Origin of the sequence: Pseudarthrobacter sp. AL07, assembly GCF_029960665.1 — a bacterium.
Taxonomy (GTDB): Bacteria; Actinomycetota; Actinomycetes; order Actinomycetales; family Micrococcaceae; genus Arthrobacter.
In genome coordinates, this window is the sequence record NZ_JASBRB010000034.1 from 1 (window position 1) to 26,902 (window position 26,902).

The 26,902-nt window shown below is 65.0% G+C and carries 22 protein-coding genes; 12 read left to right on the forward strand and 10 right to left on the reverse strand.

Going from position 1 to position 26,902, the window contains the following annotated elements; all coding sequences use genetic code 11:
- Positions 1-160: 160 nt before the first annotated feature.
- The 7 genes from purU (QK290_RS16895) to glyA are packed head-to-tail and all read right to left on the reverse strand — an operon-like array spanning position 161 to position 9,023.
- Complete coding sequence (purU, locus tag QK290_RS16895; protein WP_282331797.1) at positions 161-1,054, reverse strand: formyltetrahydrofolate deformylase; 894 nt, start codon at positions 1,052-1,054, stop codon at positions 161-163.
- A 3-nt stretch (positions 1,055-1,057) separates the two neighbouring features.
- Entirely contained in the window at positions 1,058-2,431 is a 1,374-nt protein-coding gene (locus QK290_RS16900; RefSeq protein WP_282331798.1) for an L-serine ammonia-lyase, read from the reverse strand.
- Positions 2,431-3,066: a sarcosine oxidase subunit gamma family protein gene (locus QK290_RS16905; protein WP_282331799.1), complete on the reverse strand. Its 636-nt coding sequence runs from the start codon at positions 3,064-3,066 to the stop codon at positions 2,431-2,433. Before QK290_RS16905 ends, QK290_RS16900 begins: the two co-directional genes overlap by 1 nt.
- The gene (locus QK290_RS16910) at positions 3,059-6,004 is read right to left on the reverse strand and encodes a sarcosine oxidase subunit alpha family protein (protein WP_282331801.1); all 2,946 of its coding nucleotides are present in this window, start codon (positions 6,002-6,004) and stop codon (positions 3,059-3,061) included. The genes QK290_RS16905 and QK290_RS16910 overlap by 8 nt, the downstream gene beginning before the upstream one ends.
- On the reverse strand, positions 6,001-6,423 hold the full coding sequence (locus QK290_RS16915) for a sarcosine oxidase subunit delta (RefSeq protein WP_282331802.1): 423 nt from the start codon (positions 6,421-6,423) through the stop codon (positions 6,001-6,003). The genes QK290_RS16910 and QK290_RS16915 overlap by 4 nt, the downstream gene beginning before the upstream one ends.
- 27 nt (positions 6,424-6,450) lie before the next feature.
- The gene (locus tag QK290_RS16920; RefSeq protein ID WP_282331803.1) at positions 6,451-7,671 is read right to left on the reverse strand and encodes a sarcosine oxidase subunit beta family protein; all 1,221 of its coding nucleotides are present in this window, start codon (positions 7,669-7,671) and stop codon (positions 6,451-6,453) included.
- Positions 7,668-9,023: a serine hydroxymethyltransferase gene (glyA, locus tag QK290_RS16925; RefSeq protein ID WP_282331804.1), complete on the reverse strand. Its 1,356-nt coding sequence runs from the start codon at positions 9,021-9,023 to the stop codon at positions 7,668-7,670. Before glyA ends, QK290_RS16920 begins: the two co-directional genes overlap by 4 nt.
- Positions 9,024-9,182: 159 nt before the next feature.
- On the opposite strand from glyA, the gene QK290_RS16930 reads away from it, so the two are divergent.
- Both QK290_RS16930 and QK290_RS16935 read left to right on the forward strand, forming a co-directional pair.
- Positions 9,183-9,854 (forward strand): GntR family transcriptional regulator, encoded by a 672-nt coding sequence (locus QK290_RS16930; protein WP_282331805.1) that lies wholly within the window; start codon positions 9,183-9,185, stop codon positions 9,852-9,854.
- Between the two features lie 114 nt (positions 9,855-9,968).
- Positions 9,969-10,781 carry an IclR family transcriptional regulator gene (locus QK290_RS16935; protein WP_282331806.1) on the forward strand — a complete coding sequence of 271 codons (813 nt, stop codon included), beginning with the start codon at positions 9,969-9,971 and terminating at the stop codon, positions 10,779-10,781.
- A 4-nt stretch (positions 10,782-10,785) separates the two neighbouring features.
- Here the strand turns inward: QK290_RS16935 and QK290_RS16940 are convergent, their stop codons facing one another.
- Together QK290_RS16940 and QK290_RS16945 are read right to left on the reverse strand one after the other, a co-directional pair.
- On the reverse strand, positions 10,786-11,922 hold the full coding sequence (locus QK290_RS16940; protein WP_282331807.1) for an aromatic ring-hydroxylating dioxygenase subunit alpha: 1,137 nt from the start codon (positions 11,920-11,922) through the stop codon (positions 10,786-10,788).
- A gap of 85 nt (positions 11,923-12,007) precedes the next feature.
- A complete protein-coding gene (locus QK290_RS16945; RefSeq protein ID WP_282331818.1) occupies positions 12,008-13,231 on the reverse strand; it encodes an FAD-dependent oxidoreductase in 1,224 nt (407 codons plus the stop codon).
- A gap of 248 nt (positions 13,232-13,479) precedes the next feature.
- On the opposite strand from QK290_RS16945, the gene QK290_RS16950 reads away from it, so the two are divergent.
- The 10 genes from QK290_RS16950 (at position 13,480) to QK290_RS16995 (ending at position 26,010) form a co-directional block, all read left to right on the forward strand.
- Positions 13,480-13,830, forward strand: coding sequence for a bifunctional 3-phenylpropionate/cinnamic acid dioxygenase ferredoxin subunit (locus tag QK290_RS16950; protein ID WP_282331808.1), 351 nt, complete (start codon positions 13,480-13,482; stop codon positions 13,828-13,830).
- Positions 13,831-13,866: 36 nt separating this feature from the next.
- On the forward strand, positions 13,867-15,771 hold the full coding sequence (locus QK290_RS16955; RefSeq protein ID WP_282331809.1) for a BCCT family transporter: 1,905 nt from the start codon (positions 13,867-13,869) through the stop codon (positions 15,769-15,771).
- An 11-nt stretch (positions 15,772-15,782) separates the two neighbouring features.
- Positions 15,783-16,754, forward strand: coding sequence for a formyltetrahydrofolate deformylase (gene purU / locus QK290_RS16960; protein WP_282331810.1), 972 nt, complete (start codon positions 15,783-15,785; stop codon positions 16,752-16,754).
- 21 nt (positions 16,755-16,775) lie between these two features.
- Positions 16,776-19,283, forward strand: a complete 2,508-nt coding sequence (locus QK290_RS16965) for an FAD-dependent oxidoreductase (RefSeq protein ID WP_282331811.1) — start codon at positions 16,776-16,778, stop codon at positions 19,281-19,283.
- Between the two features lie 310 nt (positions 19,284-19,593).
- Positions 19,594-20,997 (forward strand): MFS transporter, encoded by a 1,404-nt coding sequence (locus QK290_RS16970; protein ID WP_282331812.1) that lies wholly within the window; start codon positions 19,594-19,596, stop codon positions 20,995-20,997.
- 62 nt (positions 20,998-21,059) lie between these two features.
- Positions 21,060-22,316 carry an aminopeptidase P family protein gene (locus QK290_RS16975; RefSeq protein WP_282331813.1) on the forward strand — a complete coding sequence of 419 codons (1,257 nt, stop codon included), beginning with the start codon at positions 21,060-21,062 and terminating at the stop codon, positions 22,314-22,316.
- A gap of 73 nt (positions 22,317-22,389) precedes the next feature.
- Positions 22,390-23,241: an IclR family transcriptional regulator gene (locus QK290_RS16980; RefSeq protein ID WP_282331814.1), complete on the forward strand. Its 852-nt coding sequence runs from the start codon at positions 22,390-22,392 to the stop codon at positions 23,239-23,241.
- Between the two features lie 255 nt (positions 23,242-23,496).
- Complete coding sequence (locus tag QK290_RS16985; RefSeq protein ID WP_282331819.1) at positions 23,497-24,300, forward strand: alpha/beta hydrolase; 804 nt, start codon at positions 23,497-23,499, stop codon at positions 24,298-24,300.
- Positions 24,301-24,427: 127 nt separating this feature from the next.
- Positions 24,428-25,159 carry a FadR/GntR family transcriptional regulator gene (locus QK290_RS16990; protein ID WP_282331815.1) on the forward strand — a complete coding sequence of 244 codons (732 nt, stop codon included), beginning with the start codon at positions 24,428-24,430 and terminating at the stop codon, positions 25,157-25,159.
- Between the two features lie 83 nt (positions 25,160-25,242).
- Positions 25,243-26,010 (forward strand): glucosamine-6-phosphate deaminase, encoded by a 768-nt coding sequence (locus QK290_RS16995; protein ID WP_282331816.1) that lies wholly within the window; start codon positions 25,243-25,245, stop codon positions 26,008-26,010.
- Between the two features lie 55 nt (positions 26,011-26,065).
- Here the strand turns inward: QK290_RS16995 and QK290_RS17000 are convergent, their stop codons facing one another.
- The gene (locus QK290_RS17000; protein WP_282331817.1) at positions 26,066-26,746 is read right to left on the reverse strand and encodes a haloacid dehalogenase type II; all 681 of its coding nucleotides are present in this window, start codon (positions 26,744-26,746) and stop codon (positions 26,066-26,068) included.
- Positions 26,747-26,902 lie beyond the last annotated feature (156 nt).

Consider the following 26,902-nt stretch of genomic DNA (forward strand, 5'->3'; position numbering starts at 1 on the left):
TGACGCCGCCCTTGAGCATCTCAGCCATGCCCCGCTTGACGCGGTTGCTGCCCGTTATCGTGGGAAATGCCTGATTCATTGGCTGTCTCTTTCGTTTTTTATGGGACGTGCCATGCGCCCTCGTGACACAGCTTCTGCCGTGCTTCTGGCCGGACATCTATCAGCGCAGTACGACGGTTCTATTGCCTTGAAGGATGACCCGGCCTTCGCAGTGCCAGCGCACGGCGTTGCTGAGCGCCTTGCACTCGGTGTCCCGGCCGGCAGCGACCAGGTCCTCGGGGCCGTAGGTGTGGTCTACCTCAACGGTCTGCTGGGAGATGATCGGCCCTTCATCGAGCTCGGCGTTGACGTAGTGGGCGGTGGCTCCCACGGTCTTCACACCGCGCGCGTACGCCTGGTGGTATGGCTTGGCGCCCTTGAAGCTGGGCAGGAACGAGTGGTGGATGTTGATGGCGCGCCCGTCGAGCTTGCGGGTGAGTTCGTCGCTGAGCACCTGCATGTAGCGGGCCAGCACCACCAGTTCCACGTCGAATTCGTCCACCAGTTCCAGCAGCCGGGCCTCGGCGGCGGGCTTGGTGTCGGCGGTGACGGGCACGTGGAAGAACGGAATGCCGTGCCATTCCACCAGCGTCTGGTGGTCCGTGTGGTTGGAGACCACAGCGGCGATCTCTACGGGAAGCTCGCCGGTTCTGGCGCGGAACAGCAGGTCGTTGAGGCAGTGGCCGAACTTGGACACCATGATCAGCACGCGGCGCTTGGCGCCGTGCCGCTCCAGCCGCCAACTCATCCCGAACCGCTCCGCCACCGGGCCAAAAGCGGCCCGCAACGCCTCAGCGGTGGAGGCATCGCCGTCGGACGCGAAGTGCACGCGCATAAAGAAGTGCGCCTCCGACCGTTCGCCGAACTGCTTGCTGTCCACGATGTCGCAGCCATGCTCCAGCAGGAAACCTGAGACGGCGTGGACGATGCCGGGCGTCTCGGGGCAGTCCAGCGTCAGGACGTGTTCCACGGTGGTGACCGGTAACGGGCGTGTTTCAGTCTGGATGTCGGTCATGGCTCAGCACTCGATCACGTTGACGGCGAGACCTCCGCGGGAGGTCTCCTTGTATTTGGTTTTCATGTCCGCTCCTGTCTCACGCATGGTTTTGATGGCCTTGTCCAAGGACACTTTGTGGCTGCCGTCCCCGTGAAGGGACAGCCGCGCGGCGTTGATCGCCTTGACGCTGGCGATGGCGTTCCGTTCGATGCAGGGGATCTGCACCAGGCCGCCCACCGGGTCGCAGGTCAGCCCGAGGTTGTGCTCGATTCCCACTTCGGCGGCGTTTTCCACTTGTTCGGGGGTGCCGCCGAGGACCTCGCACAGGCCCGCTGCAGCCATGGAACAGGCAGAGCCCACTTCGCCCTGGCAGCCCACTTCGGCGCCGGAGATTGAGGCGTTGATCTTGAAAAGAATCCCGACGGCGGCCGCCGCGAGGAGGAAGCGGACCACACCGTCGTCGTCGGCCCCCGGAACAAACTTGACGTAGTAGTGCAGGACGGCAGGCACGATGCCGGCCGCGCCGTTGGTGGGAGCGGTGACGATCCGCCCGCCGGCGGCGTTTTCCTCGTTGACGGCGAGGGCGAACAGGTTGACCCATTCCATCGCCCGGAGGGGATCGGTGACGCCCGTATCCGCGGTCAGGGTCTTGAATAACGACGGCGCGCGCCGCCTGACGTTGAGCCCGCCGGGAAGGATTCCTTCCGCGGCGCAGCCGTTGTCCACGCACTCGCGCATGACCGCCCAGAGTGCCAGCAGCTTTTCGCGGAGTTCCGCTTCGCTGCGCCAGGTGAGTTCGTTGGCGAGCATCACGTCGGAGATGGACATGCCCTCGCGCTTGCAGATCGCCAGGAGTTCGTCGGCGCTGGTGAACGGGTATGGCAGGGCGGTGTCATCGGCCACCACCCTGTCGCCGGAATCGGCGTCGCCGTCCACTACAAAGCCGCCGCCGATGGAGTAGAAGCTCCGTTCGCTAAGGACGGTCCCGGTGTGGTCCAGGGCCCGGAAGGTCATACCGTTGGGGTGGGCGGGGAGGGACTTGCGGCGGTGCAGTACTACGTCCTCATCCCAGTTGAAGTCCACCCGGTGATCCCCGCAGATCATAAGTTCGGCGTCGAGGGCGGCTGCGGCCACCTGGTCGTCGGCGGTGGAGGTATCCACCGTCTCCGGGTCCAGGCCCTGCAGGCCCAGTACCACCGCCTTGTCGGAGCCGTGGCCCCGCCCGGTGGCACCAAGGGAGCCGAACAGTTCGGCCCGGACCCGGGTGGTTGAGCTCAGGAGCCCACCGCTCTTAAGCCCGTCAGCGAACAGTTTTGCCGCCCGCATCGGGCCGACCGTGTGTGAGGACGACGGCCCGATGCCAACGGAAAACAGGTCCAGGGCGCTAAGCGCCATCAGGGCACCTCGGGGGAAGCGAACTCCCTCATTGCGTCCAGGAGCCAACGGCCCAGGAACTCCGCGAACGAGGCCCGGGGGAAGATCCGGTAACTTTCCTCCCCGGTCTTCTGCAGGACCACCGGGATATTGCCTACCTCGGTGGACAGGGCTGCACCCGTGGTGAAGCTGCGGGGGTGCAGGTCCAGGGCGCAGCCCTTTTCCAGGACGGCCCGGGCACGCGGACCGGAGAGTTCGAACGTGGTGCGGTTGGCGGAGAGGTCCACAACCTGGCCCGGCGCGTCGCCCAGCGCGGCCACGAGAGAGCCGATGAGGTCACCGCCCAGGGAATCGTGGGCTTCTTCCGGTGCCACCACCAGGAACTCTGAGGGTCCCAGCCAAAGAACGGTGACGCGGTCCGTTCCGCCCACGTCGCCGCAGCGTGCCGGCAGGCCGCCGGTGACGGCGGCGATCCGTGAGCCTTCTTCGGAGCGGGGATCCACCCGGACGCCGGCCATGGTCTGGAACAGGCCTTCTTTCAGGACCACCGTTCCCTGGATGGAGCCGGCATCCATTGCCGCGGCCAGGTGTGAGGCCGGGCTGCGGCGGATGTCGCGGAGTCCATTGATGCCGTCGAGTGCTGCTGTGTTAGCCATCTTTGCGGGTCCCTTCGGGGTCAAAAAGTACGGTTTCTGCCACAACAACGTCAACGAACTGGTCGCCGGCGGCGGCCACCAGGGTCTCGCCGATGCGGTTGCGGCCATTCTTGATCAGGGCCAGCGCGAAGGACCTGCCCAGAGCGGCGCTGTGGTAGCTCGAGGTCACGAACCCCTCCATGGGCACCGGGCCGTAGGCGGGGTTCGTGGCGATGCCCTTCTCCACAAGCTGGGTGCCTTCGGGCAGCCTCAGCGTCCCGTCCACGGGCAGGACGCTGACCAGGTGCTTGCGGTCCGCGCGCTGGGCGTCGGCCCTGGCGTAGGAGCGTTTGCCGATGAAGTCCTTGGCCTTCGAGACCACCCATTCCATCCCGGCGTCCTGCGGGGTGACCGTACCGTCGGTGTCCTGGCCGACGATCGGGTAACCCTTCTCTGCGCGGAGCACGTGCATTGTTTCGGTGCCGTAGGGGGTGATGTTGAATTCAGCCCCGGCTGCGGCCACCGCTTCCCAGGTGTTCAGCCCGTACCAGGACGGCACGTTGATCTCGTAGGCCAGTTCGCCGGAGAACGAGATCCGGCAGATCCGTGCCTGGACGCCGGAAGCCAGTGTGGTTTCCCGGAATGTCATGAAAGGGAAGGCATCTGCTTCGAGTCCGCCGTCTGCTGCCAGCTCCGGCGCCACTTTGGCGAGAACCGCCCGGGATTTGGGCCCGACGACGGCAATGGTGGACCACTGCTCGGTCACCGAGGTGCAGTGCACGTCCAGCTCAGGCCATTCGGTCTGCAACCATTCCTCCAGCCAGTCCAGCACCTTCGCGGCGCCGCCGGTAGTGGTGGTCATGAAGAACCGGTCCGCATCCAGGCGCAGGGTCACGCCGTCGTCGAAAATCATGCCGTCCGCCATGCACATCACGCCGTAGCGGGCGGAACCCGGGGCGAGCTTTTTGAACGCGTTCGTGTACATCCGGTTGAGGAACTCACCGGCGTCCTTGCCCCGGATTTCGATCTTGCCCAGGGTGGTGGCGTCCATGAAACCGACAGATTCGCGGACGGCGGCGCACTCCCGGAGCACGGCAGCGTCCATATCTTCCCCGGCCTGAGGGTAGTACCAGGGCCGCTTCCACTGCCCAACGTCCTCGAACAGGGCACCCTGCGCGACGTGCCACGGGTGGACCGACGTGAGGCGGGCGGGATCGAAGAGTTCGCCGCGCTGGCGTCCGGCGAGGGCCGAGAACGCCACCGGGGTGAACGGTGCACGGTAGGTGGTGGTGCCGATGTCGCCGATGCCACGGGAGGCTTCGCCGGCGGTCCGCAGCGCCGCTGCGATGACGCCGATCGCGTTGACCCCTGAGGTCTTGCCCTGGTCGTTGGCGGTGCTGATCGAGGTGTAGCGCTTGATGTGCTCTACGGACCGCATGCCGGCGCCGGTGGATCGCAGGACGTCGGCCACGGACTGGTCGCGCTGGAAGTCCACGAAGTGGTGGTGCCAGTCATCCGGGCCGCCGGTCTGACCGGGCACCAGCCACAGCTGGCGGGTCGGGGCGGAGGCCTTCGGCTCGCCAAGAGTGGTCGGCTGGGTTTCCGACGCGAAGCCCGCCGCAATGGCAGCAGCGGCGCCGGCGGAGATGCCCTCGGCCAGGCAGTCCCCGATCTCGAAGCTGCCGCGGCCGGAGCCGATGGTCTGCTGGTTGGGAACCACGGTGCTCGGCACGAAAGCGGCCAGTTCATCGTCCCAGCGCAGCTTGCCCTGCCGTTGCGAGTGAAGGTGCACCAGCGGGCTCCAGCCACCGGAAACTGCCAGCAGGTCGCAGGCGATCTCTTCGACGCCGGAGGTGAGTTCGCCGTCGTCGTTGATGCTGCGGACGGTGACGCTCTCCACCCGGCCGTCTGCGGCATCGGATGCGGTGTTGGCCACCGCGCTGCCGATCAGTACACGGGTGCCGGCTTCGACGGCGGCCTCAGCCACCTTTGTGAGCTGGGGGCGGGCGTCGACGACGGCTGCGACCTTGACGCCGGCGTCGCGGAGGTCCGCTGCCAGAGCGTAGGCGCTGTCGTTGGTGGTACTGATGACCACGCGCTGCCCGGCGGCCACAGCGTAGCGGTTGAGGTAGCTGCGGACGGCCGAGGCGAGCATGATCCCGGGGCGGTCGTTGTTCTCGAAGACCAGGGGCCGTTCGTGGGCGCCGGGAGCCAGCACCACCTGCTTGGCACGGACGTGCCAGATCCGCTGCCGGGAAACGCCGGGCGCTGCAGGGCTGGACAGGTGGTCGGTGCGGTTCTGGACGGCAATGACGTAGTTGGCGTCGTAGGCGCCGAAGGCGGAAGTCCTGTTCAGGACGGTGGATTCAGCCCCGGAAACCAGTTCAGCCTCCACGTCGGCTACCCATTCCAGTACCGGTTTGCCCTCGATGGCCTCAGCCAGCCCGGGCGCGGTGGAACCGGACAGAAGGCTTCCGCCCAGTTCGGGCTGGTCGTCCATGAGGATGACGCGGGCGCCGGTGCGGACGGCCTCGCGGGCTGCGGCGAGGCCGGCGGGGCCGCCGCCGATCACCAGGACGTCGGTGTGGACGTACTTCTTGTCATACTCGGCACGGTCCTCCTCAGGGTCCAGCTTGCCCAAGCCGTTGAGCAGTTCTGCCTTCAGGCCGTCCACCAAGGCGACAGTGGTGGCGGGGAGCATGGACTCGGCAACGTCACCGGGGAAGCGCGGGGAGACCTTGACCATGGCGTTGGATTCCTCCACGCCGGCGGACATGATGCCGCGGGTGCGGTCCTCGTACAGGGAGTTACCTGCGGCGATGCGGCCGTTGGCAATCAGGGCCGAGGCGAGCGTGTCGCCGGGGTGGCCTGCGAATTCCTCGCCGTCCACGGTGAAACGCCAGGAGATGGTGCGGTCGATGCGTCCGCCGGCGGCGAGGCGGGCATTCTGGGAAGTCACTTGGTTGCTCCCTTCGGGGCGGTGGTGCTGGCGGGTGTTGCGGCCGGGGCGATGCTGGTGCCGGAAATACTCGGCGCCGCGGTACCGGTGGTGGTGCTGTCAGCGGCGAGGCTCGCTGTGCCGGTTTCCGCGGTTGACTTCCCGGCGGCATCCGGGCGGGGCGTTCCCATGGGGTACACGGCCTTGATGTCGTAGGTGACGGTATCGCGGAGCATGTTGAACCACTGGCGGCAGCCGGTGCTATGCAACCAGCGTTCGGCGAAAATGCCCTTGGTGTTTTCCCGGTAGAACAGGAAGTGGGCCCATTCCTTGTCGTTCAGCTCGTTCGGGTTTTCCGGGTAGGCCACGTGTGCCTGGCCGCCGTAATGGAATTCGGTCTCGTCGCGCGAGCCGCAGTTGGGGCATGAGATGAGCAGCATGTGCTTCTTCTTTCTGGGGGAGGGCTGCTAGTGGGCGACGGCGGCTGCGCCGTGTTCGTCGATCAGGGCGCCGGTTTCGAAGCGTTCCAGCGCAAACGGCCTGTTCAGTTCGTGCGGCGTGCCCGTGGCGATGTTATGGGCGAACGTCAGGCCCGCGGCCGGGGTGCCCTTGAAACCGCCAGTGCCCCAACCACAGTTCACGAACATGTTCTCCACCGGAGTGTTGCCCACGATGGGGGAGGCATCCAGCGTGGTGTCCACGATGCCGCCCCAGGTCCGGAGCACGTGTGCCCGGGCGAAGATGGGGAAGAGTTCGACGGCGGCCGCCATCTGGTGCTCGATCACATGGAAGGATCCGCGCTGGCCGTAGCCGTTGTAGGAGTCGACGCCGGCGCCCATCACCAGTTCGCCCTTGTGGGCCTGGGAGACGTAGACGTGCACGTGGTTGGACATGACCACCGTGGGGTGGACCGGTTCGTGCAGTTCGGAGACCAGGGCCTGGAGCGGGTGGGACTGGATGGGAAGCTCGAAGCCGGCCATTTCCGCCAGGACTGAGCTGTGCCCGGCAGCGCACAGGCCCACCTTTTCGGTGTTGATGGTGCCGCGGCTGGTCTTGACGCCGGTGACGCGGTTGCCGTCCTTGATGAAGCCGGTGACTTCGCAGTTCTGGATGATGTCCACGCCCATTTCGTCGCATTTGCGGGCGAAGGCCCAGGCCACGTGGTCGTGCTTGGCGATGCCCGCACGGGGCTGGTACGTGGCGCCCATCACGGGGTAACGGATGTTGTCGCTGATGTTCAGGATGGGGCAGAGTTCCTTGACCTGCTTCGGGTCCAGCCATTCCGCGTCCACGCCGTTGAGCTTGTTCGCCCCGACCCGCCGCATGCTTTCACGGACGTCACCCAGGGTGTGGGCGAGGTTCATCACGCCGCGCTGGCTGAACAGGAAGTCGTATTCGAGCTCCTCCGGCAGGATTTCCCAGAGCTTGAGCGCGTGCTCGTAGATGGCCGCGCTCTCGTCCCAGAGGTAGTTGGAACGGATGATGGTGGTGTTCCGGGCCATGTTGCCGCCGGCCAGCCAGCCTTTTTCCAGGACGGCGATGTTGGTCATCCCGTGGTTCTTGGCGAGGAAGTACGCGGTAGCCAGGCCGTGCCCGCCGCCGCCCACAATCACGGCGTCGTAGCTCTTTTTGGGCTCAGGGTTGCGCCAAAGGAAATCCGGGTGCTCGGGGAGCTGTTGGGTGTTCACTGGGCTGCTCCAATCATGTCAGATTCGAAAGCGGCAACGTCGGTGCCGCCATTGAGGTGGGCGTAGAGGGGGAACTGCTCGGCAAGCGCGGTCACACGGGCACGGAGTTCGACGACGGTGCTGTCGCTCAGGGACGTTGTCCCGGTGGTGCCGGTGCCGGCAGCGGCGATCAACGCCGTCGCGATGATGTCCGCAACCTCCGTGAACTCCACGGCACCGAAGCCGCGGGTGGCGAGGGCGGGGGTGCCGATCCGGAGGCCGGAGGACACCATGGGCGGCCTGGGGTCGAAGGGGACGGCGTTGCGGTTGACCGTGATACCGATCCGGTGCAGGGCGTCTTCGGCCTGCTGACCGTCCAGTTCGGAATTGCGGAGGTCCACCAGGACCAGGTGCACGTCGGTGCCGCCGTTGACCACGGAGATTCCTGCCGCGGCAACATCGTCGCGGAGGAGCCGTTCGGCCAGGAGCTTCGATCCTTGCAGGACGCGTTCCTGGCGTTCCTTGAATTCGGGGGAGCCGGCGAGCTTGAAAGCCACGGCCTTTGCGGCGATGACATGCTCCAGCGGGCCACCCTGCTGGCCGGGGAACACGGCGCTGTTGATCTTCTTGGCGTACTGCTCCTTGGCGAGGATGACTCCGCCCCGGGGTCCGCCGAGGGTCTTGTGCGTGGTGGTGGTGACGACGTCGGCGTAGGGCACCGGATTCGGGTGCAGCCCTGCAGCCACCAGGCCGGCGAAGTGGGCCATATCCACCATCAGGTAGGCGTCCACGAGGTCGGCGATCCGGCGGAACTCGGCGAAGTCGAGCTGGCGGGAGTAGGCGGACCAGCCGGCGACGATCAGCTTCGGGCGGTGTTCGAGGGCGAGTGCCTCGACCTCGGCCATATCCACCCGGAGGTCGTCTTCACGCACGTGGTACGGGACTACGTTGTAGAGCTTGCCGGAGAAGTTGATCTTCATGCCGTGGGTGAGGTGGCCGCCGTGGGCCAGGCTCAGGCCCATGATGGTGTCGCCCGGGTTCAGCAGGGCGAACATGGCGGCGGCGTTGGCCTGGGCGCCGGAGTGCGGCTGCACGTTGGCGAATTCCGCCCCGAACAAGGCCTTGACCCGGTCGATGGCGAGCTGTTCGATGACGTCCACGTGCTCGCAGCCACCGTAGTAGCGCTTACCGGGATAGCCCTCGGCGTACTTGTTGGTCAGGACCGAGCCCTGCGCCTCCATGACGGCGGACGGGGCGAAATTCTCCGAGGCGATCATTTCCAGCGTCGACTGCTGGCGGAGCAGCTCATTGCTAATGGCCTGCTGGACCTCGGGATCGACGAGGGAAAGTCGATCGTTCAACTGCTCAACCACGGATGCTCCTTTGAAATACCACTGTTGTAGTAACTGATATATCAGTGTTAGCTCAATGGTATGATTGGAATCACACAATAGTCAATAGCCGGTGGCAAGATGGCTCCGAGCTTCCGATTGGAAGCTCGGAGCCGCACACGCGAAGAATGGAGCGGCACCTTGAATGCACTTCCTCTACTGCCTAGCGCCGAGGTTGAAGCGCCGTCGCAGGCGGAGGCCGCCTACCGGCAGTTGCGCGACAAGCTGATCATGCTCGAAATCCGCCCCGGCGAGCCGATCAATGACGGGCAGTTGGCGGCAGAGTTGGGCTTCGGCCGCACGCCGGTGCGAGAGGCCATCAAGCGGCTGGAGGTAGACCATCTGGTGGTGTCCTATCCGCGCCGCGGTACTTTTGCCACGAATGTGGACTTCACGGAACTGGCCGATGTCTCGGCGATCCGGGAACTGCTGGAGCCGCTGGCCGCGCGCCGAGCGGCCAACAGGGCAAGCGAGTCCATGCGCCGTGAACTGTTGCAGGTGGCCGATGCCATTGCGGAACTGGATCCCAACCCGGCGGAGTCCCGCGACCTCATGAGGTACGACCTGACGGTTCACCGGCTGATCTACAAGGCGGCCGCCAACCCGCACCTGGAAGATACGCTGATCCGCTACGACAACCTGGCTACGCGCATCTGGTGCCTGGTCCTGGACAAGGTTCCATCGGTCAGTGGCCACATCACCGAGCACGTGGACCTGCTCAAGGCGGTGGCCGCGGGCGACGCCGACAGGGCGGCCGAGCTTGCCCTGCACCACGTCACCAGCTTTGAGGAAACCATCCGCAAGGTGCTCTAGCAGCCCGGCCCCCCCCGGCAGCATAGGATCGAAAGCGTGGAACTAACCGAGAGGACGCTCTGAGCGGCCTTCGTGGCGGGCAGGCAAGCCGCACATTACTTGAGAGTATGGATCATGGCTTCGAACAATGACCGCGAATCAGACGTCGATGCGGACACAGGCCAGCACGGTGGCGTCCAGTCCGTGGACCGGGCCCTCGCGGTCCTGGAGATCCTGGCGCGGGACGGTCATGCTGGCGTGAGCGACATCGCCGAAGAGATGGGCATCCACAAGTCCACCGTCTCCCGGCTGCTGGGTTCGTTGGTGAGCCGGGAAATGGTTCACCAGAACAGCGAGCGGGGGAAGTACCAGCTGGGCTTCGGCATCCTCCGGCTGGCGAGCTCCATCCCCGGCCGGCTCAGCCTGGTCCGCGAAGCCCGGCCCGTGCTGGAAAGCCTGGCCGAGGAATTCAAGGAGACAGTGAACCTCGCGGTCCTGCGCTCCAACTACGCCGTCAACGTGGACCAGGCGATGGGCCCGTCCACGCTGGCCACGTATGACTGGGTGGGCAGCCTGACACCGCTGCACGCGACGTCGAGCGGGAAGGTCCTGCTGGCGGCGCTTCCGGCGGACGAGCGGGACCGCGTCCTGAAGGAGACCGGGCTGCCGGCCCGGACCCCGCGCACCATCACCAACAGGAAAGAGCTCGAAACCCAACTGCTCGACGTCGCCCGTGATGGCTACGGGGTGGTGCGGGAGGAGTTTGAAATCGGGCTCCACTCGATGGCCGTGCCTGTGTTGAACCATATGGGAGCGGTCATCGGTGCAGTCAGTATTTCCGGGCCGGCCTTCCGCTTCGATCCGGAAACGTCGCCGGGACTCCTCGAAGCACTGAAGCAGGCCGGCCTGCAGATCAGCGCAAAGATGGGCTACACCGGAGGCCGGTAACGCCTCAACCGCGCGGGGCGACGTCCCCGACCTTCTCCTGTACCCAGTCGTGGAAGGCGCTGATGTGGTGCTCGCTTGGCACCAGCACACCGCCCTTGGCATAGACCTTTGAGCCCATGGCCGGCTGGCAGCGCTCGCAGGCGTCGAAGTCCTGCTGGTTTACGCGGTGGAAGAGCTCCACTGAGGCAGTGACGTCCTTGCCGCTCTCCACAACACTGGGCAGGTACAGCCAATCGCATTCCACGATGGTGTGGTCCGCGGCCATGGGGAACATGCGGTGGATGATCACGTGGTCCGGGACCAGGTTCACAAACACCGTGGGCTTGATGGTGATGGCATAGTAGCGGCGGTCCTGGCCCTCCTCGATTCCCGGAATCAGGTCGAGCCCCTCCGAGCCGTCTATCGTGAAGCCCTTGACGTCCTCACCGAACTCCGCGCCGTGTCCCACGAAGTATTGCGCGGCCAGCCCGTCAGCGAACTCCGGCAGGACCTCCGTCAGTTCCGGATGGATGGTGGCGCAGTGGTAGCACTCCATGAAGTTCTCAATGATCAGCTTCCAGTTCGCCTTCACGTCGTAGCGGATGCGGCGGCCCAGGCTGAGGTTGGCCACGTCGTAGCCCTCGATCGCCTTCAGGTCGCCGAGCCGCTCCTCGATGGCACCCATCACGTCCTCTTCGAAGGACGGCGGCTCGTCCGCCAGGCACACCCACACGTAGCCCAGGTATTCGCGGATGTGGACCTTCACCAGGCCGTATTCGTCGCGGTCGATATCCGGCATCTTGGTGAGGTTGGGCGCCGCGATGAGTTTGCCCTCAAAGTCGTAGGTCCAGGCGTGGTACGGGCACTGGAACGAGCGCGCAGCTTCACCCTGCTCCTCCATGCACAGCTTGACGCCCCGGTGACGGCACACGTTGTAGAAGGCGCGGATCCCGCCTTTGCGGGTGCGGCTGATCAGCACGCTCTCCCGCCCGATCTGGACCGTTCGCCAGGCGCCCGGCTTGTCCAGGTCGGCCGAGCGGACGGCACAGAACCACATCTGCTCGAAGATCCGTTCCTGCTCGGCCCGGAACACGCCCTCATTCACATATGTGTAGCCGGGAAGGGTGGGGATCAGACTCGGGGCACTTACCTCAACAGACAATTTGTCCTCCTAACGAACAAAGATCAACAACAAAGGCCATAACGTAGGGCCGGGTTTTCAGGTTTAAAGCTTCGGAGCAGGGCTTTCAGGACACGGCGGCGGCCCCCACGAGTCCGGGAACGTCCAGGCGGACGGGTGCCGCCACATCGGGTGCCGGCGCCGCCAGGCTCCGGCGCCACTTGGTAAACAGGCGGGGTTGGTTCATACCAAGGACCGCCACTGCCACATCGTCGCGGTAGTAGACGGCAAGACAGCTGTGCGCGTGGACGTCGCCCACTTCGATCTCCACCCGGTCGTAACCGGCGGAATGGCCGGCAAACTGCAGCTTGACGCCATACTGGTCGGACCAGAAATAGTGCGGCTTGGCCGGCCTCGGAGCGGCGTCAGCGTCCAGGAGTGCCTCGACGGCGACGGCTGCCCGCTCAAGGGCGCCGGTCCAGTGTTCCATCCGGCGGTGCGTGCCCGATGCCAGGTCGAACCAGGCGGCGCAGTCACCCACGGCCACTATTCCCGGCATGCCGGTTCGTCCCATGGCGTCGCACAGTACCCCGCCGCGCAGCTCCAGGCCGGAGCCTTGCAGCCACCCGATGTTGGGCTCGGCCCCAATGCCAACCACCACGACGTCGGCGGCCACGTAGCGTCCGCCGGCCAGCCGGATTCCGGTGACGTTGCCTTCGCCGCTGTAGAAGTCCTCGATCACGGCGGAAGAAATGAGCTCCACCCCGTTGGCTGCGTGGAGTCCGGCGACCACGCCGCCCATCTCCGTTCCGAGCTGCGCGGCGAACGGTACGGGCTTCGTATCGATCATGGTCACTTCCATGCCCCGCGACGCCGCAGCGGCGGCAACCTCGGCGCCGATGAAGCCGGCCCCGATCACGGCCATCCTGCTGCCGGGCACCAGCTCGGGGGCAAGACTCTGTGCGTCCGCGAGCGTACGGAGGGTAAAGACATTGCTCAGCCCGGCAAGGGTGGGCAGCCGCCGTGCCCTCGCTCCGGTGGCTATGACAATGCCGTCCGCCTGTATGGTGCGGCCGTCCTTAAGGAAGACGGTCCGGGAGGATGCGTCCAGGGAAGCGGCCTCTGCCCCCAGCACCCATTCGGCCGCCAGCTCATCGGCGTCGGTTTCCAGGAAAAGGTCCTCGGCACTGATCGCGCCCAGCAGGAAGTCCTTGGACAGCGGCGGGCGGTCGTACGGACGGTGGGGTTCATCGCCGATGATGACCAGCCGTCCGGTAAAGCCTTGGGCGCGGGCCGCCCGGGCGGCGGAAAGTCCCGCCAGGGAGGCTCCGATAATCGCAAGCGTCTGCATCAATACGGCCTCTTTCAATTGCTTTGTGCGCAACAAGAATCGCTATATGCAACAGCGTGATCTATGCCACGGTCACTGTCAAGGGTGGAAAGCCAGGAAGTCTGGAGAACGCAACAGAAGAAAAAACTCTTGACAAGCACTGTGAGCTGGCGCACTGTGTTGCATATGGCGATTGCTGTTGTTCACTACGGAACGTTGCGGCCATCGCGGGAGACACCGGGTCCCCGAAGAAAACAAGAGGTCCAACCATGCACAAGGCATGCCCGCTCAGTGAACTGGCTCCTGGGGAAGCGCTGCGGCTCAATACGTCGCCGCCCATCGCCGTCTTCCACACAGAAGACGGCGAGCTCTTTGCCATCGACGACACATGCACCCACCAGGACGCCTCGCTGGCGGACGGCTGGGTGGAGGACTGCTGGGTGGAATGCCCGCTGCACGCCTCCAGGTTCAACCTGCGCACGGGAAGCGTAGACGCGCCGCCGGCCAAGCTGCCGGTGCGCTCCCATGAAGTAACAGTGATCGACGGCGACATCATGATCGCCGAATCCATGGAGGTTCCCAACCTCCCCCCTGGCCTGACAGTAGACGGCCACGTCTAACAGCAAGCCCATGTATCCGAACCAAAGGACTGGCTCATGGCTTTGAATAGCGAAACCCGCACAGTTGACGAAATACGCGTTGACACAGATTCCCTTCCCTTAACCGTCCAGGAGCAGCTCGCAGAGGCCGAGGACACCGAGCAGATCATGCAGGAACTCCGCCAGGCCCGGTCCGAACAGTCGGTGACAGACCGCCGGAACCGTAAGCTCACTCTCGATAAGGCCACCTTCGGTATCACCGGCGCCGTGGCCCTGGCGTTCGTGGCCTGGGGCTTCCTCGGGCGGGATAGCCTGGCCGCCACTTCAACCACCGCCCTGAACTGGGTTATGGAGTACACTGGCTGGCTCTTTATGGTCCTGGCCTCGTTGTTTGTTGTCTTCGTCCTCTGGCTGGCCCTTGGTAAATGGGGCAACATTCCCTTAGGCAAGGATGGCGAAAAACCGGAGTTCAAGACGGTCTCGTGGGTCTCCATGATGTTCGCGGCCGGCATGGGCATCGGCTTGATGTTCTACGGCGTAGCGGAGCCGCTCTACCACTACATCTCCCCGCCGCCCGGAACCGTGGACGGAAGCACTCCCGCAGCCATCCAGACGGCCATGGCCACCTCCATCTTTCACTGGACCCTCCACCCCTGGGCCATGTACGCCGTGGTGGGAATTGCCATGGCCTACGGCACCTACCGCCTGGGCCGCAGGCAGCTGATCTCCGCAGCGTTTACTTCGCTGTTCGGCATCAGGACTGTGGAAGGGCCGGTGGGGAAGTTCATTAACATCCTTGCGATCTTTGCCACGCTCTTCGGCACGGCCGCTTCCCTCGGCCTGGGTGCACTGCAGATCGGCAGCGGCCTGACATCGAACGGCTGGATCGGCGAAATCGGCACCCCCGTCCTGGTGGGCATCGTCGCCATCCTGACGGCCTGTTTCGTTGCCTCGGCAGTGTCCGGCATCAGCCGCGGCATCCAGTGGCTGTCCAACATCAACATGGTCCTGGCCGTGGTCCTGGCGCTCATCGTCTTCATCGCCGGCCCAACCCTGTTCATCCTCAACCTCATCCCCGCCGCAGTAGGAGACTACGCCAGGGACCTGGCCGAAATGTCGTCCCGCACGGAGGCCGTCGGTGACGAGGCGTTGCGCAAGTGGATGTCCGGCTGGACCATCTTCTACTGGGCCTGGTGGGTATCCTGGACGCCTTTTGTCGGCATGTTCATCGCCAGGATCAGCCGGGGCCGGACTATTCGCCAGTTCGTTACCGGCGTCCTGCTGGTCCCCAGCATCGTCAGTGTCATCTGGTTCGGAATCTTTGGCGGAACAGCCTTCCACGTCCAGCAGGAAGCGGACAAGGCGGGCACCGCCGGCCTGGTGTCCATGGTTAACGGGGCACCGTCCATCGACTTCGACGGCGCACTGTTCGACCTGGTGAAAAACATGTCCATGCCTGCCTGGCTGACCACTGCGGTCATCATCCTGGCCATGGTCCTGGTTGCCATCTTCTTCATCACCGGGGCCGACTCGGCGTCGATCATCATGGCGTCACTGAGCTCCAACGGGTCCTCTGACCCGAAGCGGGGCCTGGTGATCTTCTGGGGCCTCCTCACCGGCGCCGTGGCGGCGGTAATGCTGCTGGCCGGCGGCGACGAGCCTTCGGAAGCGCTCTCGGGCCTGCAACGCATCACCATAGTGGCGGCGCTGCCGTTCGTCCTGGTCATGCTGCTGCTGTGCTTCGCCCTCGTCAAGGACCTGCGCCGCGACCCGATGTCACTCCGGCGCCGGCTAGCGGACTCAGTGGTAGAACGTGCCATCCGCGCCGGCGTAGACCAGCACGGCGGAGTCCAGTTCGATCTCGTGACCAAACATGAATGCGGCGAACGCTGCCCGGACGGGATCCGCTGCCCCGGCGATGTCTCCAGTGCCGAGTCCGCCAATCCCACACGCACGCTTTAGGAGCAACAACCGTGACCATCCTTATTGAGAGCCGCGCCCCGGGCAACGCCACTGCCGCAGCGGGAGCCGCGACGGCAGCGGCCACCACCCGCCCCGCCCAGTTCGTCCTTACCCTGTCCTGCCCCGAGCAGCCCGGAATCGTCCGCGCTGTCACGGCGTTCCTGGCGGACCGAGGCTTCGACATCGTGGAGCACCAGCAGTTTGACGACCACGTCAGCGGCAACCTCTACCTGCGCACCGCGTTCACCGGCGGCCGTGGCCCCGAGCTCAGCCCCCGGGAGGAACAGGGAGGCCCCCTGGAGGAGAACAACGTGGAGAACCTGACCGCGGCCTTTGCACCCACGGCCAGGGAGTTCGGCATGGACTTCAGCATCCACGACGGCCGGCCGCAACGGCTGTTGGTGATGGTCTCGAAGTTCGGGCACTGCCTCAACGACCTGATCTTCCGGTGGCAGGCGGGCAGCCTGGGCGCGGAGATCGCCGTCGTGGTTTCCAACCACGAGGACCTGCGCGCCATGGCCGAAGCCGCTGGCTTGCCCTTCATCCATGTGCCGGTGACGGCCGGCAGCAAGCCGGAAGCCGAGGCCCGGCTGCTGAACCTCGTGGCCGAGTACAACGCGGACCTGGTGGTCCTGGCCCGCTATATGCAGGTGCTGTCCAACGACCTGTGCACCAGCCTCCGCGGCCGGGCCATTAACATCCACCACTCGTTCCTGCCCGGTTTCAAAGGCGCCAAGCCCTACCACCAGGCGTATGACCGCGGCGTGAAACTCGTCGGGGCAACGGCGCACTACGTGACCCCGGACCTCGATGAGGGCCCCATCATCGAGCAGGAGGTGTTCCGGGTGGACCACAGCCTGGATGCGGAGGCCCTGGTGACCGTGGGCCGCGATGCCGAATCGCAGGCCCTGTCCCGGGCGGTCAAATGGCATTGCCAGCACCGCGTCCTGCTCAACAACACCCGCACAGTCGTATTCCGCTAACGCGAACCAGGAGAATCACTTATGAGCGCATCCCCACGCGTTGTCATCATCGGCGCCGGCATCGTCGGCACCAACCTTGCGGACGAACTCGCCAGCCGCGGCTGGAACAACATCACGGTCGTCGAACAGGGTCCGCTGGAACTGGCCGGCGGCTCCACCTCACACGCGCCCGGCCTGGTCTTCCAGGCCAATCCGTCCAAGACCATGACCGAATTCGCCAGCTACACGGTGGACAAGCTGCTCTCCCTCAGTGCCGACGGGGTGTCCTGCTTCAACCAAGTGGGTGGGCTCGAGCTGGCCACCACCGAGGCTCGGCTGAAGGACCTTGAACGCAAGCTCGGCTACGCCACGTCCTGGGGCATCGAAGGCCGGATCATCGACCCGGATGAGTGCCGGAAGCATTACCCGCTGCTGAACTCCGGCACGCTGGGCAACGGCAACACCGTTCTCGGCGGTCTTTACGTTCCCACCGACGGCCTGGCCTCCGCGGCCCGCGCGGTCCAGCTGCTGATCAGCCGCGCACGTCAGGCAGGCGTGACATTCCTCGGTTCCACAGCGGTGACCGGCATCGAGCAGGCCCGCGGCAAGGTCACCGGCGTTGAAACGGCCGACGGCGTGATCCCGGCAGACCTCGTGGTGTCCTGCGCCGGCTTCTGGGGCCGAGAGCTCGGCAAGATGGTGGGCATGAAGGTCCCGCTGCTGCCGTTGGCACACCAGTACGTCAAGACCACCCCGCTGGACGGGCTGCGCGGCGTCAACGAGATGCCCAACGGGGCCAGTAAGCCCATCCTGCGCTACCAGGACCGCGACCTGTATTTCCGCGAACACGGTAACCGGATCGGCATCGGCAGCTACGCACACAAACCGATGCCCGTGGACATGGAACAGCTGCCACGCGTCGGCGCTGAAGACATGTCAGAGCACCACATGCCTTCCCGCCTGGACTTCACGCTGGAAGACTTCGCCCCGGCCTGGGAGGACTGCCAGGACCTGCTTCCGGCCCTGCGCGCAACGCGGATCGAAGACGGCTTCAACGGCATCTTCTCGTTCACTCCCGACGGCGGCCCGCTGATGGGGGAGTCGCCCGACGTCGAAGGATTCTTTGTGGCCGAGGCAGTCTGGGTCACCCATTCGGCCGGCGTCGCCAAGGCCATGGCCGAACTGCTGACCGAGGGCCGGTCCCGCACCGACCTGCACGGCTGCGAGCTCACGCGGTTCGAGAAAGTCCAGACCGGCGACCAGTACGTCAGCGAAACCTCCCAGCAGAACTTCGTGGAAATCTACGACGTGATGCACCCGCTGCAGCCCAGGGAATCCCCGCGTGACCTGCGGCTCAGCCCCTTCAACGTCCGGCAAAAGGAACTCGGGGCGTTTTTCCTCGAGTCCGCGGGCTGGGAGCGTCCGCACTGGTTCGAAGCAAACCGCGGGTTGCTGGCCGAGCTTCCGGTCGAGTGGCAGGCGCCGGAGCGGGACGAGTGGGCAGCCATGTACTCGTCCCCCATCTCCGCGGCCGAAGCGTGGAAGACGCGCACCGCCGTCGGGCTTTATGACATGACGCCGCTGAAGCGGCTGGAGGTCAACGGGCCGGGTGCTCAGGCGCTGCTGCACCGCCTGAGCACCGGAAACATCGCCAAGAAGCCCGGCGCCGTAACGTACTGCCTGCTGCTGACGGACGACGGCGGCATCCTCAGCGACGTGACCGTTGCCCGGCTCACGGAGGAAAAGTTCCAGCTGGGTGTGAACAGCAACGTGGACTTCGATTACCTGCGCGTCGAAGCCAGGAGGCAGTCGGCCGCGGATCCTGCCCGGTGGGTGCACGTCTCCGATATCACCGGCAGCACCTGCTGCATCGGGCTGTGGGGGCCGCTGGCGCGCGAGGTGATCGGGAAAGTCAGCGGCGACGATCTCAGCAACGACGGCCTGAAGTATTTCCGGACCAAGGAAATCTCGGTGGGCGGCATCCCCGTCACGGCCATGCGTCTGTCCTACGTCGGTGAACTCGGCTGGGAGCTCTACACCACCGCGGAATACGGGCTGAAGCTCTGGGACCTGCTGTCTGAGGCCGGGCGGGAGCACGGCATCATCGCAGCCGGACGCGGAGCCTTCAACAGCATGCGGCTTGAGAAGGGCTACCGGCTCTGGGGTACCGACATGACGTCGCAGCACCACCCCTACGAGTCCGGGCTGGGCTTCTCGATCGCCAAGGATAAGGAAGGCTTCGTGGGCTGGGAGGCGCTGGCGGCCCGCAAGGAGCAGCCCGCCACCCGGGCGTTGCGCTGCCTGACCGTCGACGACGGCACCTCGGTGGTGCTCGGCAAAGAACCGGTCTATGTCAACGGCGAGCCTGCCGGGTACGTCACGAGCGCAGCGTACGGCTACTCCGTGCGCACGCCGATCGCGTACGCCTGGCTGCCGGCGTCGGTTTCTGTCGGTGACCCAGTGCAGATCGAGTACTTCGGGAAGCGTATCGCCGCGACCGTCACGGCCGAGCCGCTCTTCGATCCCGGCATGGAGCGCCTGCGCGGCTGAGTGAAACCCCGGAGCCCGCCGGCCTGCATACGCAGGCCGGCGGGCTTTTACGTGCCCGGCGAAACCCGGTTCCGCCTTGGATATCTGACGGCGCAGGTCTCGTTCAACGCAACTTAAAGTCAGCGTACGCAATTACTTGCCATGCCGTCCCATGCGCACCCTTGCATGTCGTCGTCGGCAACACGCGCCGGCCTTACCGGGGTGCCTGAGAATCTAGTCACAAATGAGCTATTGACTGTGGCGCGCATCACGCATAGTCTATTGCAACAGCGTTGCGCTGATTGCAACCCCAAACAACCTTGGTGGACACATGAGTAACGAAACTCCCTCTCCCGCTACTGCGGGAGGCGCTGGCCCCAAACCGCATGGTGCACATGACGGACCCGGCGCCGGTCGCAGCACGTTGAGCGGCCAGAATTTTGAACCTGCTGACGGTGCGGTCAGCAAGGAAACGCGCCGCAAAGTCGTCGCGGCCAGCTTTATCGGCAACTTTGTTGAGTGGTTTGACTACGCGGTTTACGGCTATCTGGCCGTTACGATCGCGGCAGTGTTTTTCCCTGAATCGGATCCCCAGACCGGGCTTCTGCTGACTTTCGCCCTGTTCGCGATTTCGTTCCTGGTACGCCCATTGGGCGGATTCGTCTGGGGCCACATCGGTGACAGGGTCGGCCGGCGGACAGCCCTCTCCCTCTCGATTCTTATCATGTCCGGAGCGACGTTCTGTATAGCCCTCATTCCGGGCTATGACACGATCGGCATCTGGGCTCCGATCCTGCTTTTGATCATCCGGGTGGCGCAGGGCTTCTCCGCCTCTGGTGAGTACGCCGGAGCCTCGGCCTTCCTGGTCGAGTACGCCCCTGCCAACAAGCGCGGCCTGTATGCCGCGGTTGTGCCCGCCAGCACCGCCGCCGGCCTGCTCCTCGGTTCCTTGCTTGCAGGCCTGTTGACCGCTTTGCTCAGTACCGACGCGATGCACAGCTGGGGCTGGCGCCTGCCCTTCCTGCTGGCAGCCCCGATGGGCCTGATCGGACGCTACATCCGCACCAAGCTCGAAGACACTCCGGTGTTCCGCGAACTGGCCGCAGAGGGCGAGGCGGCCAAGGCTCCCGTGTCCAGTCTGTTCCGGAAACACTGGCGGCGGTTGCTTCTGGCCGTCGGAGCCGTGCTGCTCAACGCCGTCGGCTTCTACGTGATCCTCAGCTACATGCCGACGTACCTGTCTTCTGAGCTGGGCCTCGGAGCCACCGAATCCTTCCTGGCCACAACCATCGCGCTGCTGACGTACATCGGATTCATCTTCCTGACCGGCATGCTCTCGGACCGTTACGGCCGCAAGAAGGTGCTCATCGCCGCATCGGTTACCTTTATCGTGCTGACGGTGCCGGCCTTCGCCCTGCTGGGCACCGGAAACTTCCTGGTCATCGTCCTCGTCCAGATCCTGCTGGGCGCCATGCTCACCCTCAATGACGGAACGCTTCCGAGCTTCCTCGCCGAAATGTTCCCCACCCGTGTCCGTTACAGCGGTTTCGCGGTCAGCTTCAACCTCTCCAACGCCCTGTTCGGCGGTACCGCCCCGTTCATGGCCACACTCCTCATCGCAACCACGGGCAACGTCCTGGCTCCGGCATGGTATCTGGTCGCAGCGGCAGTCATCTCCCTGATCGCCGTCGCACTCTCCCGCGAAACCAGCAAGGAACCACTGCGCCACGAATAGCCCGGCAAGCGCCGAAGACGTTCCACCCCCGCAAACCGCAGTAAAGAAAGGCATCACCCACAATGGCTAGCACAACATCCGAGAACGCCACATCCGTCGCTGAACTGGAGCGGACCAAGGTCCTGAAGAACGGCGAGAAGGTCAGCCTCACGTTCTCCGACACGGAGTTCGAGCGCCGGCTCGCCGGCCTGCGCCGGATCATGGCGGAGAAGGAACTCGACGCCGTCGTCCTGACCAGTTACCACTCGATCAAGTACTACTCCGACTTCCTGTTCACCACGTTCGGCCGTTCCTATGCCATGGTGGTCACCAAGGATGACAACGTCACCGTTACCGCGAACATCGACGCCGGGATGCCGTGGCGCCGCAGCTTCGGCGACAACATCATCTACACGGACTGGCGCCGCGACAACTACATCTTCGCGATCCAGGAAGTCCTGCGGACCCGCGGGATCAGCCCGCGCCGCCTCGGCGTCGAGGACGACTCGCTGCCGCTGGATAACCGCAACAAGATCCAGGCCGCCTTCGCCGGCGCCGCCCTGGTGGACGTGGCCCAGGCCGCCATGCGTCAGCGCATGATCAAGTCCGCCGAAGAGATCGAGGTCATCAAGCACGGTGCCCGGATCGGTGACCTGGGTGGCGAGGCCATCCGCAACGCCATCACGGCCGGCATCACCGAGTACGAGGTTGCCCTGATCGGCACCGAGGCCATGGTCCACGAGATCGCCCGGACGTTCCCGGACTCCGAAATCCGTGACACCTGGGTCTGGTTCCAGTCCGGCATCAACACCGACGGCGCCCACAACTGGGCCACCACCCGCAAGATCCAGGAACACGACATCCTGTCCCTGAACTGCTTCCCGATGACCTCGGGCTACTACACGGCACTCGAGCGCACCCTGTTCTACGGCGAACCGGATGCCCGCTCGCTGGAACTGTGGAACATCAACGTCGAGGTCCACAAACGCGGCCTGGAGCTGATCAAGCCCGGCGCAGTCTGCAAGGACATCGCCGCGGAGCTCAACGAAATCTACGTCGGCCACGGACTGCTGGCCAACCGCACCTTCGGCTACGGTCACTCCTTCGGCGTCCTCAGCCACTACTACGGCCGCGAAGCCGGACTGGAGCTCCGCGAAGACATCGACACCGTGCTGGAGCCGGGCATGGTGGTCTCCATGGAGCCCATGATTACCGTCCTGGATGGCCAGCCGGGCGCCGGCGGCTACCGCGAACACGACATCCTCGTCGTCGGTGAAGACGGTGCCGAGAACATCACCAAGTTCCCGTTCGGACCGGAATACAACATCATCGGGGCCTAACCCCTCCGTGGTTAGCGGCGCCGTGTAACGCGGCGCCGCTTTCCGCTGACTATGCGCAATGATAGTGAGCATCATGACCACACCAGATTCCCGTGACACCAACGGCGCCGACTCCAACGGCATTGACACGAAAGGCAAGGGCGACACTAAGGGCGCCTCAGTCATCGTCAACGCCATCGCCGTCCTTCGATCATTCACCGCCGATGACCCGTTGCTCGGCGTGACGGAGATCGCCAACCGGGTGGGCTTGCATAAGAGCACGGTGTCACGGATCCTGGCAACCTTCGAACAGGAACACCTGGTGGAACGGGACGCGGAAACGCGCCGGTTCCGCCTCGGACTGGGCCTGATCTCCGTCGCCGGCCCGTTACTGGCCGAGCTGGAGGAGCGGCGGGTCGCCTATCCCGTCCTGCGCGAACTCACTGAGCTGACAGGCGAAACCAGCGCCCTGATGATGTGGGAGGGCAACGAGTCAATCTGCGTGGAGCAGATTGCCAGCCGTCACCAGATCAAGCACACCGCCCCGCTAGGGGCACGGTACAACGACGCGTTGAGTTCCTCGGTCCAGGTGTTCCTGGCAACGCAACCGGAGGAGCGGGTGCGTTCCCTTCTGCACGGGGGAGCCATTACTTACCCTGGACTGGACGAAGCCTCCCTCGAGGATTATCTGCGCCGCCTTAAAGACGCTTCCAGCAGGGGATGGGCCATCAATTACGGCGAATCGTCCATGGATGAAGTCGGCCTTGCCGCCCCGGTCTACGATCATCGCGGCGACGTCGTGGCAGCGGTCCTCATCCCGGCCCCACGGTTCCGCGTCTCCATGGAACGCCTGCAGATCCTGGGCGAATCCTGCATGGCAGCGGCAGACAAAGTCACCGCACGGCTGGGTGGCAAAACATCCGGCGCCGGCCAGGAAGGCCGCTAGGCGGCAAGTCCAGAAATGATGCCGGCGGCCACCTCCTTTAATTTGGTGTTTCGGCGACTGCATGCCTTGACCCATAGCGGACCCCCGCGAGGCACGCTGTAGGCTCGGCACATGGCTGATCTACGGCGTCGGACGTTTGTCTTCCGCACGCTGGTTGGCGCGGCGGCCGCGGCCGCCGTTGGAACTCTCGGTACCGCGTGTTCGCCCGGCGCCGAGCGGGACGGTACCGCCGGCGGCGGCGCCAAGGGGGATGCAGTGAAGCGGCACAAATACCAGTACGGCGAGGACGCCAGCCAATGGGGTGAGCTATTCCTGCCGGAGCTGCCGGCTGGCGGTGAGCACCGCGGCGTGGTGGTGGTGATCCATGGCGGCTACTGGCGCTCGCAGTACGGCGCAGAGCTGGGTGAGCCGATCGCCCGTGATCTGGCCGCCCATGGCATGGCCGCTTGGAACCTTGAATACCGCCGGGCCGGAAACGGCGGCGGCTGGCCAAACACGTTCATCGACGTGCTCTCCGGAATCGACAAGCTCGGCGACCTCGCGGCCAGCCACGCCCTGAACCTTGGCCCGGTCGTGGCGCTGGGTCATTCGGCTGGCGGACATCTGGCTGCCTGGGCTGCTGGCCGCGGCAAGCTTGCTCAGCTGGGAATGCCGGACGCCGACCGCCAGGTGCTGCGCAGGTCCGACGCCTCCGCAGTGCATCTGACCGGAGTGATCAGCCAGTCCGGCCTTCTTAACCTGGCCGAGGCGGAGAAGCTGAACCTCAGCAACGGTGCGGTGAGCAACCTGCTGGGCGGGTCGTCGTCGAAGTATCCGCACCGCTACCGGTACGCGGATCCGATGAGTGCCCTTCCACTGGCCGTTCCGGTTGTCGCGGTCCATGGATCCGAGGACTCCACCGTTCCGCCGGGCCAGTCCGGCTCCTATGTCACCGCTGGTACCGCCGCGCACATGGAGACCCGGTTGATCATGGTTCCCGGGGACCACTACGCCCTGATCGATCCCAAAACTCCTGGTTATCGGGCGTGCCGCGAGGTGGTGCAATCCCTTTTGGGTTAGATTCGGTCCCTCCGAGGTAAAAATGTTCGAAAAGGTGAGTAACTTTCGGACATTGGACGTCCCATCTCCTGTAGACTTGAGAGGTAGGACGAGTCGCGACCCTTAAGCGCGGCAAGGAGGAGACCCCGTGGCCATCGCATCGCAAGAAGTATCGCCCGCCCGTTTCAGCGCGCAGCTCCGTTCGAATGCCCTGCAGACGCGGATCATGGATCTTATTCTGGAGCGCGGCCTGGACGTTGGGGACGCACTGCCCACCGAAAGTGAACTCTCCGCAGAACTGGGCGTGGGCCGCAACACCGTTCGTGAATCCCTGAAAGTACTGCAGGCCCTGGGCGTTATCGAGATCCGGCACGGCTTTGGCATGTTCGTTGCGCCCAACAACTTCAGCGCCCTGGTGTCGGGCCTGACCTTCCGTGGCCGGCTTTCCCTACGCCACAAGGGCGAAGAAGCCATGGAGCTCATCGATGTGCGTCAGGCGCTTGAGTCTGGACTGATCGGACCGGCCATTAACCTGCTTACCGACGAACACCTGGCGGATCTGCGCTCCACCATGGAAGCCATGGAGACCGCCGCCAAGAATGGGGAGCCGTTGCATGATCACGACGCCGAGTTCCACCGCCGCCTGTACGCCCCCCTGAACAATGAGCTGCTGATAAACCTCATGGATGTCTTCTGGCAGGTTTACCGGAAGATCCACCTGGCCCTCGGTACCGGCCCGGTCAACCTCGAGCAGCAGACGCAGGATCACTGGGACATCTTCGATGCCGTGGCCAACAAGGACAAGGCCCTTGCGTCCGAGCGTCTGCAGCGCCACTTTGACGGCATCCGCCTGAAGCTCAAGGACGTCGCGGCCGCTTAGCCTGTATTCCCTCTGCCTTTTCCTTCGCCGCCCGCGCTCCGGGCGGATTTAGCCCTGCCCTTTTCGTAGAGAGTGCCATTGCCGTGGAAATTTTCGTTGTTCCTACCGCCTCAGCCACCGGTTCAGTAGCCGCCGGTATCCTTGCTGCCGTCATCCGCAGCAAGCCCGACGCCGTCCTGGGCGTGGCCACCGGTGGATCGCCGCTGCCCATCTACGCGGCGCTGGCCAACCACCGGCTCGACATGTCCTCCGTCCGCGCCTTCGCCCTGGACGAGTACGTGGGCCTGCCCGCCGGACACCCCGAAAGCTACGCCGAAGTTGTGCGGCGCGAAGTGACTGAACGGCTGCACCTGGATCCCGTCAACGTAGCGGTGCCGGAAGGAAGCGCCGCGGACCCCGAAGCCGCCGCCGCTGACTACGACGCCGCCATTGCCGGCGTTGGCGGCATCGACGTGCAGATTCTCGGCATCGGCCACAACGGTCACCTGGCATTCAATGAGCCCGGCTCCGCTCTGGACTCCCGGACCCGGGTGGAAGTCCTCACCGAATGCACCCGCGAAGCCAACGCCCGCTACTTCAGCACACCGGAGGAGGTGCCGCTCCGGTGCATTACGCAGGGGCTGGGCACCATCCTCGAAGCCCGCCATCTCCTGCTGGTGGTCAACGGCGCGGACAAGGCCGGCATCCTGGCCGCCGCCCTCAACGGACCCGTCACTGCCGACTGCCCGGGCTCGGTCCTGCAGCTGCATCCGCACGTGACGGTGGTGGCCGACGAAGCCGCAGCGTCCCAGCTGTCGCAGGGGAGTGGGCAGGTTGCCGTGCGCGTGTCCGGGGCGGCTGCCAGCGGCTGAAAATGAGGTGACGTTCCTGTGGTCGGCCAGCGCCGGGCCGGGGGCACGGCCCTCGTCAGTGCGCGGCTGCGAGGGCCGCGGGAAGATCGGTCAGGGCTGTGATGATGAATTCAGGGGCTTCAAAGTAGCCCGGGTAGCTGCCCCCGGTCCTGTTCAGCCACGCTGTATGCAGCCCGGCACGGGCGGCGCCGTGGATGTCCCAGGGATGCACGGCCACCAGCAGCATGCCGGCTGGGTCGGCATTGGAAGCGGCGGCGACATATTCATAGGCGGCGCGGGCAGGCTTCCAGGCGGGCGCGTCTTCGACCGAGCGCAGCGACTCAAACGCTTCCCGGATCCCGGCCTCGCTGAACAGATTCCCTGCGATCTGGGCTGAGCCGTTGCTGAGCGTAATCAGCCGGAATCCTGCAGCGGCGAGGGCTCTGATCCCCTCGGGGACATCCGGATGTACCCCAAGGCCGGCCATACCGCCCATGACATGCTCGACCGCCGCCTCGAGAGGGCGGTTAAGCTTCATCCCGGTCAGAAGTCCCCGGAGTGCGTCGGCCCCGATGGCGGCGAACGATCCGATGTCTCCGCTGGCCGTCAGTGCGAAGCCGTCACGCAGCAGCGTAGCGAACCAGAGTTTGGCCAGTTCGGCCGGAGCCCCCACCTCGCTGAAGCATTCCCCCATGGGCGACATATCTGACAGGGTTTCATTGACATCAAAGACAATGACAGAGATTGCGGTGGTCATGGGCTCTCCTTCTGGTCGCGTGTACGTCTCGGGTGCAATTCTGCCGGGCGCTGGGGAAATTTAGTAGCGGCGAACTGGCATTGGCCCTCGTTAGAGGTAGCTGCAGATGCGTTCGGGGTCGCAGGCGGCGGGGTCCCCTGCTGCCGCGGCGTGATG